The organism is Neobacillus terrisolis (assembly GCF_051233475.1).
Taxonomy (GTDB): Bacteria; Bacillota; Bacilli; order Bacillales; family Cytobacillaceae; genus Bacillus_BU.
Genome location: NZ_JBKFGH010000004.1, coordinates 125,966 through 138,725 on the forward strand (window position 1 = coordinate 125,966; position 12,760 = coordinate 138,725).

The 12,760-nt window shown below is 38.6% G+C and carries 12 protein-coding genes; 7 read left to right on the forward strand and 5 right to left on the reverse strand.

Going from position 1 to position 12,760, the window contains the following annotated elements; all coding sequences use genetic code 11:
* Positions 1-197 precede the first annotated feature (197 nt).
* From garR to ACI48O_RS02725, 3 genes are all read left to right on the forward strand, one after another.
* Positions 198-1,088, forward strand: coding sequence for a 2-hydroxy-3-oxopropionate reductase (gene garR, locus ACI48O_RS02715; protein WP_435560165.1), 891 nt, complete (start codon positions 198-200; stop codon positions 1,086-1,088).
* 3 nt (positions 1,089-1,091) lie between these two features.
* Positions 1,092-2,525, forward strand: coding sequence for a four-carbon acid sugar kinase family protein (locus ACI48O_RS02720; RefSeq protein WP_435560166.1), 1,434 nt, complete (start codon positions 1,092-1,094; stop codon positions 2,523-2,525).
* Positions 2,526-2,591: 66 nt separating this feature from the next.
* On the forward strand, positions 2,592-3,956 hold the full coding sequence (locus tag ACI48O_RS02725) for a GntP family permease (RefSeq protein WP_435560167.1): 1,365 nt from the start codon (positions 2,592-2,594) through the stop codon (positions 3,954-3,956).
* Between the two features lie 49 nt (positions 3,957-4,005).
* Here the strand turns inward: ACI48O_RS02725 and ACI48O_RS02730 are convergent, their stop codons facing one another.
* From ACI48O_RS02730 to ACI48O_RS02745, 4 genes are read right to left on the reverse strand one after another with little or no spacing between them, the layout of a single operon-like run.
* The gene (locus ACI48O_RS02730; protein ID WP_435560168.1) at positions 4,006-5,118 is read right to left on the reverse strand and encodes a GerAB/ArcD/ProY family transporter; all 1,113 of its coding nucleotides are present in this window, start codon (positions 5,116-5,118) and stop codon (positions 4,006-4,008) included.
* Between the two features lie 16 nt (positions 5,119-5,134).
* Positions 5,135-5,350 (reverse strand): hypothetical protein, encoded by a 216-nt coding sequence (locus tag ACI48O_RS02735; RefSeq protein ID WP_435560169.1) that lies wholly within the window; start codon positions 5,348-5,350, stop codon positions 5,135-5,137.
* Between the two features lie 3 nt (positions 5,351-5,353).
* A complete protein-coding gene (locus tag ACI48O_RS02740) occupies positions 5,354-6,607 on the reverse strand; it encodes a Ger(x)C family spore germination protein (protein ID WP_435560170.1) in 1,254 nt (417 codons plus the stop codon).
* Positions 6,604-8,163, reverse strand: coding sequence for a spore germination protein (locus tag ACI48O_RS02745; RefSeq protein WP_435560171.1), 1,560 nt, complete (start codon positions 8,161-8,163; stop codon positions 6,604-6,606). Before ACI48O_RS02745 ends, ACI48O_RS02740 begins: the two co-directional genes overlap by 4 nt.
* 213 nt (positions 8,164-8,376) lie before the next feature.
* On the opposite strand from ACI48O_RS02745, the gene ACI48O_RS02750 reads away from it, so the two are divergent.
* On the forward strand, positions 8,377-9,375 hold the full coding sequence (locus ACI48O_RS02750; RefSeq protein WP_435560172.1) for a zinc-binding dehydrogenase: 999 nt from the start codon (positions 8,377-8,379) through the stop codon (positions 9,373-9,375).
* Between the two features lie 334 nt (positions 9,376-9,709).
* Entirely contained in the window at positions 9,710-10,417 is a 708-nt protein-coding gene (locus tag ACI48O_RS02755; protein ID WP_435560173.1) for a DNA alkylation repair protein, read from the forward strand.
* 33 nt (positions 10,418-10,450) lie between these two features.
* Here the strand turns inward: ACI48O_RS02755 and ACI48O_RS02760 are convergent, their stop codons facing one another.
* Positions 10,451-11,353, reverse strand: coding sequence for a DMT family transporter (locus ACI48O_RS02760; RefSeq protein WP_435560174.1), 903 nt, complete (start codon positions 11,351-11,353; stop codon positions 10,451-10,453).
* A gap of 247 nt (positions 11,354-11,600) precedes the next feature.
* On the opposite strand from ACI48O_RS02760, the gene ACI48O_RS02765 reads away from it, so the two are divergent.
* A complete protein-coding gene (locus ACI48O_RS02765) occupies positions 11,601-12,329 on the forward strand; it encodes an AzlC family ABC transporter permease (RefSeq protein WP_435560175.1) in 729 nt (242 codons plus the stop codon).
* A gap of 13 nt (positions 12,330-12,342) precedes the next feature.
* Positions 12,343-12,627, forward strand: coding sequence for an AzlD domain-containing protein (locus tag ACI48O_RS02770; RefSeq protein WP_435560404.1), 285 nt, complete (start codon positions 12,343-12,345; stop codon positions 12,625-12,627).
* The last annotated feature ends 133 nt before the right edge of the window (positions 12,628-12,760 follow it).

Here is a 12,760-nt window from a genome sequence, read left to right on the forward strand (position 1 = left end):
AAAAGGAAAAGAAAAAACGTATACAAAAAATAAAAAATTGTATACAAAAATTAAATTACCGTATACAATGTTTTTAGGTAATCTATTTCAATGATCCATTTGATTGATGAAATACAGCCCCTTTTTTTAAAAAGTAGTCTGTAAGCGCATACATCCAAGATGATGGACCATTACAAAATTATTAGGGGGAAAGAAAGATGAGAAAAATTGGATTTATTGGCTTAGGAATCATGGGGAAACCGATGGCATTAAATTTAATTAATGCTGGACATAGTTTAACTGTATTCGATATTAATCAAGACGCTGTAAAAACTTTAGTGAATGCTAGTGCAGTAGCTGCGACATCACCGAAGGAAGTGGCCGAAAACAGTGAGATTATTATCACCATGCTTCCGGCAAATAAGCACGTAAAAGAAGTAGTACTAGGTGAGAATGGAATTATTCATAGTGCAAAAGAAGGTACAGTCGTAATCGATATGAGTTCCATTACACCAGTTGTATCTAAAGAAATTGCCAATGAACTTGCAAAACAGGGCATCGAAATGCTCGATGCACCGGTTAGTGGGGGAGAACCTAAAGCAATAGATGGTACATTAGCGATTATGGTTGGTGGGAAGGAAGAAGTCTTTGAAAGTGTGAAAGACGTTCTTTATGGAATGGGAAAAGATGTGACTTTGGTTGGCGGGAACGGCTGTGGAACAACAGCGAAACTAGCAAACCAGGTAATTGTTAATTTAAATATTGCCGCGATGTCTGAAGCCCTAGTATTAGCAGCGAAAGCAGGAATTGATATTAACAAAATGTATCAAGCCATTAGGAGCGGACTAGCTGGAAGTACGGTTCTTGATGCAAAGGTTCCATTAATTCTTGAAAGAAATTTCGTTCCAGGTGGAAGAATTGATATAAACCTTAAGGATATAACAAATGTTATGGAAACGGCCCATGAAATTGGCGTTCCGCTTCCATTATCCAGCCAGCTTTTAGAAATTTTCCATGCACTAAAGGTAGATGGAAAAGCCGGCGATGATCATGGTGGAATTGTGCAATATTATGAAAAGTTAGCAAATGTTGAAGTAAGGGGATCTTAAGCTATGACAAATGGCCAAGTATTAGTAAAGGATGTTTTTGCCAACATTCCGGAAGTAAATGAAAGCGCTATAAGTGAGTTGCTTAACCTTCAATTAACAGACCTAAATAAAAAAATCATTGTTCTGGATGATGATCCAACTGGTGTTCAAACAGTTCATAATATTTCAGTTTACACGGATTGGACAGTCGATAGCCTTGAAAAGGGCTTTTTAGAAGAGAACTCGATGTTCTTCCTGTTAACCAATTCACGAGGATTTACAGCAGCAGAAACTGAAGCGGTTCATCAAGAAATTGCTGCAAATGCAGTGGAGGTCGCCAAAAAGCATAATAAGGAATTTATTATGATTAGCCGTGGCGACTCGACTTTAAGAGGACATTATCCTCTTGAAACAAAGGTGTTAAAGGAAACCATCGAATCAAATTCTGAGATGGTGTTTGATGGAGAAGTGATTCTACCATTTTTTAAAGAAGGTGGCAGATTCACGATTAATAATATTCATTACGTGCAATATGATAATGAATTAGTGCCGGCTGGAGAAACGGAATTTGCAAAGGACCGGACTTTTGGATATACAAAATCCCATTTAGGTGAGTGGGTGGAGGAAAAATCCAACGGTGAGTATAAAGCCGACAACACAATCTATATTTCCCTAGAGGACATTAGATCTTTAGAAATTGACAAAATTACGAACCAATTGTTGGAAGTAAATCATTTTAATAAAGTTGTTGTTAATGCAGTCGACTATGTGGATGTAAAGATCTTTACCATAGCGCTAATAAATGCGATAAAAAAGGGTAAAAACTTTATGTTTAGAAGTGCAGCCGCGTTAACAAAAGTCATCGGGGGAGTAAGTGACAGGGGCTTGCTTACCAAAGCTGAGCTCATAAAGGAAGAATCCAATCATGGTGGCCTTATCATTGTTGGTTCTCATGTTAAAAAGACTACTGAGCAGCTGGAAGAATTAATGAACTGTGATTCTATTGAATTTATTGAATTTAATGTTCATCTTGTGTTGGAGCCTGAAAAATTCCAAACAGAAGTTAATAGAATTATCGAAACATGTGAAAGCCTAATTCGCTCGGGGAAAAATGTAGCCGTTTACACAAAGAGGGAGAGGCTTGATCTTGGAGAAGGAATGAAAGAGGAGGAATTAAAGCTTTCAGTAAAAATATCAGATGCTGTTACAAGTATTGTTCAAAAATTAACAGTAAGACCAAAGTATATTATTGCTAAAGGTGGTATAACCTCAAGTGATATTGGTACTAAGGGACTTTCAGTAAAAAGAGCAAATGTAGCAGGACAAATTAAACCAGGTATCCCAGTATGGGTTACCGGAGATGAAAGCAAATTCCCGCAAATAGCCTATATCATATTCCCAGGAAATGTAGGAACGAAAGATACCCTGCGTGAAGTTGCAGAAATCCTAAATGCGTAAGAAAATAAACTATTGAACACTAAAATTTATAAATAAGCAATACACATACATCTAGGGGGAAGAGTAATGGAGTCATTGTTTGGATTGTCACATGAAACAAGTCTGCTTATCTATGCTGTCCTTGCAATTGTAGGTTTAATCGTCTTAATTGCTAAGTTTAATACGAATCCTTTCGTAGCACTAATCGTAGCCGCATTATTTATGGGGTTAATTTCCGGAATGAAGCTACCTGATATTGTTACTTCCTTTCAAGAGGGAGTTGCCGGTGTATTAGGATTTATCTCGATTGTACTCGGGCTCGGAACAATGCTTGGGAAAATGATGGCAGAATCAGGCGGAGCAGAGCGAGTTGCCCGTACGTTAGTTAAAGTGTTTGGGGAAAAAAATGTCCATTGGGCGATGATGGTTGTAGCCTTGATATGTGGTATTCCTGTATTTTTCCAAGTTGGGGTTGTTCTATTAATACCATTAGTATTTGTAATTGCAAAACATACAGGTACATCGTTACTTAAAATTGGTCTTTCACTCGTGGCAGGGCTTGCAGTAGTACACAGTCTTGTACCTCCACACCCTGCAGCAATGTTAGCGGTTGGCATATTTGAAGCTGACTTAGGTAAAACGATTTTCTTAGCAATGCTCGTAGCATTACCTGCAGCTGCAGTAGCGGGTCCAATTTACGGCTCTTATATTTCCAAAAAAATAAAAGTGGAGCCATCAGGCGATCTTGTTGATCAGTTTACTAAGACACAACGAAAAGAAGAAGATCTACCTGGATTTGGTATCACTATTTTTACAATATTACTTCCTGTTTTATTAATGTTAACGGCAACAATCGTAGATTTAAACTATCCGGCAGAAAATACATTCCGCCAAGTAGTTGATTTTATCGGTAGTCCAGTAGTTGCTCTTTTATTATCTCTTATCTTTTCATTTTACTCATTCGGATTTGCCCGAGGTTTTAATGGAAAAGACATTTTGAAATTTACAAATGATTGCCTTGGACCTGTTGCATCGATTGTACTTCTTATCGGTGCGGGCGGTGGATTTAACAAGGTTTTAACAGCTAGTGGGGTAGGCGATGCAATTGCTCAATTTGCTTCAGATGCCCATCTTTCTCCAATTGTATTAGCGTTTTTGATTGCTGGTTTGATTCGAGCTGCTGTAGGCTCAGCAACTGTTGCAATGACTACAGCAGCAGGCATAGTGGCACCAATAGCAGCGACCATGCCTGGAGTAAGCCCGGAATTATTAGTTCTTTCAGTAGGTGCAGGCTCGATTATGCTTTCCCATGTGAACGATTCAGGATTTTGGCTAATTAAAGAGTTCTTTAATATGTCAGTACCTGACACATTAAAGACATGGACGGTTATGGAAACAATCCTTTCGTTTGTCGCATTCGGCATGGTTTTATTACTCGATTTATTTATGTAAATGGATGGCTTTTGAAGTCCTGATGCGATTGCATCAGGACTTTTTACCTTTAGTCGGTTGACTTAGTTGTATTCACTTTTTTATCGCGTAAGAAAATCATAACAAGCAGCATGAATACTAATGGAATAAAGGCTCCCATTAGTAGGTTTAACGGAACGTAGGATTGAAATAGAAACTCGTTAAATTCGGCATAATTATTAGCAAATAATAACGCGCCAACACCAATCAGCCATGACAATGGAATAACCAACGGTTGGTACGACGATAGCTTTAGGACCTGTCCAATTCCGAGGCTTAGTCCGTAAAAAAATAGTGATATTCGAATCATCGATCCTACCGTCCAAAACAGAATTGCAATCGTATCAAAGCGATTAATGACCTCTCCAGCGGCAATATAACGAACTTCTGAGAAAGTTGGAAAGGCCATTTTTGCCGCTTCGACAGGTCCAAACAGTGCAATCGGACCTGTAATCGGACCAAGAAGAAAAAGCAGCGTTATCATTGCCGTCCATATTCCGGTTTTTACTAGTTTTTTTGGACGTTCTACATAAGGAAGGATCATTCCCAAGATCACAAATTCACCAAACCAAGCCATCACTGTTAGGGAGCCAATGGCAACAGGGCGCAATCCATTCCCTAATATAGGTAACAGATTCGAGTAATCTTTATTTTGACCCATGGTTAACAGTACTACTGCAATGGCGAAAATAACTAGGACAGGTAGCATGATTTGATTTAACCTTCCAAGCGTCTCTAATCCAAGATAAACAATAAAAGCCGTTAGAAGGAGAATGACGGCAACAAATGCCCATGTCGGTGTTTCCGGCATAATTCTTTTATACGCTTCTGCAAATAATCTTGTGCCTAATATAACCATGATATAAAAATACAGAAGATAAAGAATTCCAATCAGTTTTCCAAGCCAAGAGAAATGTTGAAATAAGATTTCAATCAAGGTTAACCCAGGAAATGTTTGGGACAATTTTACTAAAGCCAAAATACCAATTAGACCCAGGAAGGTTCCGACGATGGCAGCGATCCATCCGTCCTGTCGACTTTGGGAGAAAATCACGGTTAAAATTACTAAGTGGCCAATAATCGTTAAGGATGTGATGGCCAGCATGGCTGCTTGAATATTGCTTATTCTGCCACGTTCAATCATAATGTGAACCTCCAATTCATTCTTCGAGCGGACTCAATCCATTTAAAAGACTAGCGATAGAAGCGTCATTGTAATTGAAAATTAAAAATATCCCGCCTAAGATCGCTAGACTTATAATTCCAACTTGAACCTTTAATGTTTTATAATCTTCCTTTTTCCATACAAAGTAGGCGTGAATCCCGGAGGAAAGGAGTACTAATCCAATGAAAAAAAGACTAAATAAAATATCCATAGATTACCTCGATTCGTTCGCTGCGCTAGGATTTTTTTTCAAACCAAAGCGCGATATATTTGCTTCAACATCTACATTTACAGTTAATTCTTTTAAACCACCTGTCCGCCAACTAGGAGCAAGTTGCTCCCATTCTAAAGGTTCCAGTCGGTAAATGACTTCTCCGAAACCGAAGATATCTGTTTGCCATTGTTTTTGCACTTTATTTAATACATTGGTTGCTTCTGATTTAATCTGTTTCGCTAATTGTTGATTAAGTTGATCGATTTTTTTGCTGTTTAATGTTAGATTTGAACATGTCACTTCACCGATATCCGCTTGCACATTCGTTTTTACGGCCATTTCCAGGCTGTTATCTTTCAAAAAGGGGATCATTTGTGTGTTCGTTTCCCTTACGATTACGCTTATATTCCCACTTGTGTTTTTCCCACAGCCTAATATCATTACCTCGTTGTTTACATTACCTTGTAGCCATAATATTCCCCGGGTTTCTTTTTCATTTAAGAACCCTTTTAATGTTCCATCCTTAAAAACTGCCGCTCCATTTAAGCTAATCACTTGATTGTTACTTTGTTGATCTTGCTCCTGTTTTTGAATCTCCCCCTCAGAAGAGATCCCCAGTTTTTCAGACGTTGTTAATACACCTGTTACTGGATCAGATGTATTTCTAGAAAAGATTTTCATGAATTGACTAATATCCTTTACCAGGCTGGTGGCTACATTTCGATTGGATTTTGAGAAATCCTTAATCTCAAGCCCAAGGGTTGTATTAAATTCAGGGGCAGTTTTGACAACATCGGCTGCTTTCCCCTTAGCAACTAGTAACTTTATATTGGGGCGAAATTGATTTTCTCGATGAAAGAAATCTAAAGAATTTTGCAACTTTTCCTTTGCTGCTTTTTCCCCAAAAATAACAACATCCATATGACCCAAATAGATTTTTTCAGAGATTGAATGGGTTAGTTGATTCATTGCATCAAAAATAGTTTTTCCTGTTCCAGTTTCAACCAAAAATTTACTATGGCTGCGATTCATGACTTTATCATTACTTATAGGGGTGAAAAGGGCTGAAGGTTTGACGATAACTGCTGTAACCTCAAATTCCCCAGCATCATTAAGATCAATCCCCATAATATTGGTAATCGCCATATCATGAATTTCAACTGAGCTCCAACAGCCGGATAGAATAAATGGTGAAAGGAACAACTGGATCAACATAAGTCTTTGTTTCCACTTTTTTGAATTCGATATGCTCATTTTTCTTTGTCCTCCTTTTTATATGGAGGTTTCGTGTGATTTGAAGAACTAGCTCGATGGTTATTTTCAACACCAAGCCCTACAGGACGACTATCCATTGCCCACCAAGGTGCACGAATAAATACGTCTTTCCAACCTTCTTTTCGTGCCGGAGTCACAGGAGAAAGATACGGTACACCAAATGAACGTAAACTCACAAAATAGGCTAACCCAAACATTAGTCCGATAATAATCCCCATAAAACCGAATAAACCAGACAGTATTAAAAGAGGGATACTGGCAAAGCGGGCAATTTGATGAAAGGAATAATTCGGTATGATAAATGAGGTTAACGCTGTTACTGAAATAACAACCGATAAAACGGGTCCGACAATTCCGGCATGAACTGCTGCTTGGCCAATCAAAACGAGCCCTAAAATACTAACAATCGCCCCTCCTAATGTTTTAGGCATCCTTAAACCTGCTTCGCGAAGAAGTTCGAAGGTTATTAGCATAAAGAGTGCTTCTATTACTGCAGGATAAGGGAGTGATTCTCGGTTTGCTGCAATTCGGATGATAAAAGGATCTTGCAATAAATCTGGATGGAAATTGACTAATCCAATAAAAAAGGCGGGTAAAATGATCGTAACAAGCAAACCAAGAAAGCGAATCCAGCGAATCAAGGTTGCCGCTAATGATCCGTCATAGTAGTCCTCACTGGAATGGAGAAATTCGATAAACAATGCCGGAACGGTTAGTACAAAGGGAGTCCCGTCAACGAGGATGGCTACTTTTCCTTCCAGTAGACCGCCGCATACACGATCCGGTCGTTCTGTGCTTAAAACGGTTGGTATCGGTGAGCGCGGGGAATCCTTAATCATCGCTTCTACATACTGACTATCTAAAATACCATCAATGGCAATACGTGATAATCGCTGCTGAACTTCTTTGACAATCTCATCACTAGCAATCCCTTTTATATAGACCACGCTTATTTGTGTTTTCGTTTTCTCGCCTATTGTAAAGTTTTCAACCTTTAAGGCTGGAGTTTTTATTTTTCTGCGGATCAGCATCACGTTTTTATGAATATCTTCGACGAATCCTTCTTGGGGGCCTCTTACCGTTCTTTCGGTACTTGGTTCACTAATCGAGCGTCCCGTTAAATTGCTTGAACGAAATACTAATCCTCTATTGCTCTCATTAATAATTAGCACGGTATTACCAGCGAGAATTTGTTCCGAAACAGTTTGGATATCGGAAACTTCCATAATTCTGCTAATAGAGAAGCGTTTTCTAATAGCTGATGGTAGATCCTGCTTCATATTCGTTGTTTCATAACACGAAGAAATTCCTTGTTCAATCTCATACAATGCTTCGTTGTTAACCATATCTTCTAAATAAATAAAACAGCCAGCTACGTCATTGAATTCGGTTTGATGAAAAATAATATCGTCACATGTTTCAAAAATGGCTTGGATGTTGTGAATATTTTTCTGAAGGGATGAAGATAATGGTGGTGATTCGTTCTCCTCGTGTACATGCTTTTTTGTTCCATTAACAGGAACCTGTTCTACCATTTGCCATACACCTCCTAATCGATAATTTTTCCTGGTAATTAACTTATTATTCGTTATGGGAAAACTTTAAATATTGGAATGAGATGGTTTTTAAATTAAATTTTTTAATGAGAAAAAAATAACAGTATAAAAAGATGTAAGACTATATAATTAAAGAATGCACTGTACTAATCTAATAGCTGAAAGAATATTAAAGGGTAATGGAGTGGTTAGATGAAAGCTGTAGTTCATGCCGAAAAAACAGGTTTAGAAGGACTTACATATCGAGAAATCGAAGAAATGGAGCCGGGAGCCGGCGAGGTAAGAATAAAATTAAAAACAGCAGGCTTGAATCATCGGGATTTATTTGTGTTGTCCCGCCATCAGCCAACCGATCCCCCATTAATTATTGGCTCTGACGGAGCTGGAATTATTGATGCGGTTGGTGAGGGTGTCACTAATGTTCAAGTAGGTGATCAAGTGATCATTAACCCAGGCCTTGGCTGGAAGGAAAACAGTGATGCACCGCCAAGCGGTTTTGAAATACTTGGTTTGCCTTTTCATGGAACATTTGCAGAAAAGGTTGTTGTTCCAGCAGAAAACGCATTTAAAAAACCGGAATATTTAACTTGGGAGGAAGCAGGGGTGCTGTCATTGGGGGCACTTACAGCTTACCGGGCTTTGTTTACACGCGGGAAACTTAAAGCAGGTATGAAAGTTTTGATTCCAGGAATCGGCAGTGGAGTTGCCACGTTATTATTGCAATTTGCTAAAGCAGCGGGAGCGATTGTTTACGTTACTTCCCGGTCGAAGGAGAAGTGCGCAACAGCGCTTAAGCTAGGAGCAGATAAAGCGTTTGATAGTAATGAGGATTGGAACCAAGCACTTGATGGAGAAAAGATGGATCTTGTGATTGAATGTGTTGGAGCAGCTACATTTAATAAATCGCTTGAACAATTACGTCCTGGCGGCACGATTGTGACGTTTGGAGCGTCTGCTGGTGATAATGTGCAAATTAATCTCCGCAGTTTCTTCTACGGTCAGCTTAACCTCCTCGGTTCAACAATGGGGAGTGGTGAGGAATATACTGAAATGCTTCAGTTTATCGAAACCCATCAAATTAGGCCTGTCCTCGATAATATGTATCCACTCGATCAATTTGCGAAAGCTTTTGAACGGATGGAAAAAGCGGATCAATTGGGTAAAATTGGATTTGTTATTGAAACTTTATAGTATGGAAAAAGCCCAGTCAGATTGGTCTTAATCTAGCATATAATTACAAAGCTAGGTTTTTGAACGGACATAGAGGACCTTATTTTGATAAAATTACCTTTTTTTAGACTTAAGAGGACACAGGATACCTTATTCAAGTAAAAACCACTAAATAATGCTAATTTATGATCAAATAAGGAATCGGTTGTCCGTTTAGCCGATCAAAACAACACTTTTTGTGAAAATAACGGAACAGGTGTCCGCCACAAAATAATTGCAATCAAAATGTAGGTGACATATTTGTTCGGTATAACTCCTGAAAGAAAATCACCGTCTCCTAAATGAGGTATAATAAATGGATTTAGCTGAAATCATGATAAAGCTTAAAGAACTAGGTTCTGAGCAAACGAAAAAAACCTTTATTCGGCACGGCGCAAAAGAACCGCTGTTTGGTGTAAAGGTTGGCGATTTGAAAAAGCTTGTGAAGTATGTGAAAAAGAATCATGAATTGGCGTTAGCATTATTCGATACTGGAAACTCAGATGCAATGTATTTAGCCGGCCTTTCCGTTAATCCAAAACAGATAACAAAAGAAACTTTACAGGAATGGGCAAAGAAAGCGAATTGGTATATGCTTGCAGAGTATACAGTAGCGAGTGTGGCTGCAGAAAGCAATTATGCTCATGAGTTGGCACTGGAATGGATGAGTTCAGAGGAGGAACTGATTACCTGTTGCGGTTGGAGTACATATGCCAACTATATTTCGATTACTCCTGATGAAAAGCTTAACCTTGAAGAAATCAAAACACTATTGGACCAAGTAACAGGCACTATTCATCAAGAAAAAAATCGAGTTCGCTATAATATTAATACGTTTGTTATTTGTGTCGGAGCCTATATACTTCCATTACATGAAGAAGCGGTAAAAGCGGCAGAAATAATTGGAAAAGTTCACGTAGATGTTGGGAAGACGGCATGTAAAGTGCCTTTAGCAACCGACTATATTAAAAAGATTGAAGCAAGATCAACTATCGGTGTCAAAAAGAAAACATGTATTTGTTAAAAAACTAGCAGTGGGGGACAGTCCCCCACTGCTTTACTGTGGTGAAGTTTTGGCTGTTTTCACTTTCGGTCCGAATGATATATCTGAAATTAATAATACACTGCTTAATATTATTAACAGACCGATCATCATTCCATAGGTGATCTTCTCCTGCAAAAAAACAAAGCCCCAAATCATTCCGAAAATCGGAACCAAGAAAGTGACACTTAACGTTTTCGTTGGTCCGACGCTATCGATTAAGTAAAAGTAGAAAAGATATGCAACTGATGTGCAAAACAGTGCCAGCCCGACTACAGATAGAATAACGACTAGCGAAAATGAAGCTGTCGGTGGGGGTGAAAATAATAGAGTGATAGGCAGCAAAACGATAGCTGCACCAATTTGCTGTCCTGTTGCCAGCGATAGAGGAGAAACCTTTGTAAACGTCTTTTTAATATAAACCCCCGCAAACCCGTAAGAGACAGTCGATAAAATGCTGCAGCCAATCGCAATATATACTTCCTTCGTAGGCGAAATCGGGCTCCAGCCAACTAGAATGACTACGCCTGCCAAACCTATGACCATCCCTAATCCTTTTCTTACGGTCAGTTTTTCTTTCATCCCAATCCACACTGCTAAGGCAGTACAAATTGGGGTTAACGCATTTACAATAGCCATTATAGAAGCATTTAAGTGGATGGCAGCAATAGCAATGAGAGTAAAGGGGATTGCGGCATTTAATGCACCAATAATTAAATATTGCTTCCACCACTGCTTAAAATTAGCTGAGCGTTTAGTTGCCAAGATAAACAGGAATAAGGCTAAACCGGCAATCGTTACCCGTGCCTCGATGGTGAGGAGAGGGCCGATTTCAGGCGAGGCTATTCTGATAAACAGAAAGGATGCCCCCCAGAGTGCAGCCAAAGCAAACAAAGCCCCAATTTCTTTTAATTTCATTCAATCGTCCTCTTTCTAAAGCCTATTATTTTATCATTAAGCAAATCCTTCTATCAATTTTACGGGCAGAAAAGAAAATAGTTTTAATAGAATAATGTAAGATGAGTATCTTATATAAAAATTTTTTCCTAGACAAAAATAGGAATAGCTTGTGTATAATATAATAACGCAAGTTAACTGTTTTTTCATTCAATTCCACGATGTTTAGTTAATATATTGAAATATTGTTAGGTGGTGAGACAAGATAATGGTGGAAATGGTACTTAATAAGCAATCTTCGGAGTTTAAAAAAGGACTCCAATCAGGACTCAGTATTGCTATCGGCTATTTCCCGATTGCTCTTACGTTTGGTCTTCTTTCTAAAACAACCGGTTTAACACTTATAGAAACCGTCTTAATGAGTGTTATTGTTTACGCAGGTGCCTCTCAATACATAGCTTTGAGTTTAATCACTTTGGGCACCGGAGTCTTCGAAATCATTTTAACAACCTTTATTGTAAATATTCGCCATTTCCTTATGTCAGCTTCACTTAATGAAATGTGTGAGGATGATCGGACAAGTAAGAAAATGGTGTATTCTTTTGGAATCACCGATGAAACCTTCTCGGTAGCTGCAACAAATAAAGGGACTGTAACTACGGGGTATTTGTTTGGCTTAACTTTAATTGCATACTTAAGCTGGGTGATTAACTCCGGAGTTGGCTATGTAATTGGAGCAAATTTACCGCAAACACTCCAAGATAGCATGTCAGTTGCGCTCTATGCTATGTTTATTGGCCTTCTTGTTCCATCTTTAAAGAAGAGTGTAAAAGTCGTCCTGTTAGCTGCTTTGGCGGCTTGCTTTAATACAATTTTTACAGTTGGGGAATGGCTGTCTACGGGGTGGGCTATTGTTGTTTCAACTCTTTTATCTGCCTTTATCATCGAGTTGGTCAATTCGCTTAAATTAAGACAAGGGGGCAGGGGACTTGAGTAATAGCGTAATCCTAATGATTCTTGGAATGGGGCTTGCAACCTATATCCCAAGAATGCTGCCATTTGTTTTATTTAAGGGGCGAAAACTGCCTCCGTTTATTCAAGGTGTTTTACGTAATGTTCCGTATGCCACTCTAGGGGCGCTTATTTTTCCAGGAATATTATTTATTCAAGAAGATATTTGGTACGGTCTGCTAGGGGCGGCAGCTGCTTTCCTTGCTGCATTTTTAGGAGCCAATGTAATCATCGTTGTTTTAGGCTCGATTACCGTCTTATCCATTTATGCTTATTTCTTTTAAAAAACTGCAGGGGAACGTCTCCTTGCAGTTTTTGATTTTTATCATATGAACCCCATTATTCGTTCAATCTATTATAGACAAGTTTTGATTTGTGATTTGTTCTAACATACTGTTCTATTTATATTTATTTCTT

What these genes read in the sequence shown, in the direction of transcription:
- ACI48O_RS02755 (WP_435560173.1), top strand. Translation starts at nt 9,710, where the DNA reads ATGGATTTAGCTGAAATCATGATAAAGCTTAAAGAACTAGGTTCTGAG.
- ACI48O_RS02765 (WP_435560175.1), top strand. Translation starts at nt 11,601, where the DNA reads ATGGTGGAAATGGTACTTAATAAGCAATCTTCGGAGTTTAAAAAAGGA.
- ACI48O_RS02720 (WP_435560166.1), top strand. Translation starts at nt 1,092, where the DNA reads ATGACAAATGGCCAAGTATTAGTAAAGGATGTTTTTGCCAACATTCCG.
- ACI48O_RS02735 (WP_435560169.1), bottom strand. Translation starts at nt 5,350, where the DNA reads ATGGATATTTTATTTAGTCTTTTTTTCATTGGATTAGTACTCCTTTCC.
- ACI48O_RS02760 (WP_435560174.1), bottom strand. Translation starts at nt 11,353, where the DNA reads ATGAAATTAAAAGAAATTGGGGCTTTGTTTGCTTTGGCTGCACTCTGG.
- ACI48O_RS02770 (WP_435560404.1), top strand. Translation starts at nt 12,343, where the DNA reads ATGATTCTTGGAATGGGGCTTGCAACCTATATCCCAAGAATGCTGCCA.
- ACI48O_RS02725 (WP_435560167.1), top strand. Translation starts at nt 2,592, where the DNA reads ATGGAGTCATTGTTTGGATTGTCACATGAAACAAGTCTGCTTATCTAT.
- ACI48O_RS02750 (WP_435560172.1), top strand. Translation starts at nt 8,377, where the DNA reads ATGAAAGCTGTAGTTCATGCCGAAAAAACAGGTTTAGAAGGACTTACA.
- ACI48O_RS02730 (WP_435560168.1), bottom strand. Translation starts at nt 5,118, where the DNA reads ATGATTGAACGTGGCAGAATAAGCAATATTCAAGCAGCCATGCTGGCC.
- ACI48O_RS02745 (WP_435560171.1), bottom strand. Translation starts at nt 8,163, where the DNA reads ATGGTAGAACAGGTTCCTGTTAATGGAACAAAAAAGCATGTACACGAG.
- garR (WP_435560165.1), top strand. Translation starts at nt 198, where the DNA reads ATGAGAAAAATTGGATTTATTGGCTTAGGAATCATGGGGAAACCGATG.
- ACI48O_RS02740 (WP_435560170.1), bottom strand. Translation starts at nt 6,607, where the DNA reads ATGAGCATATCGAATTCAAAAAAGTGGAAACAAAGACTTATGTTGATC.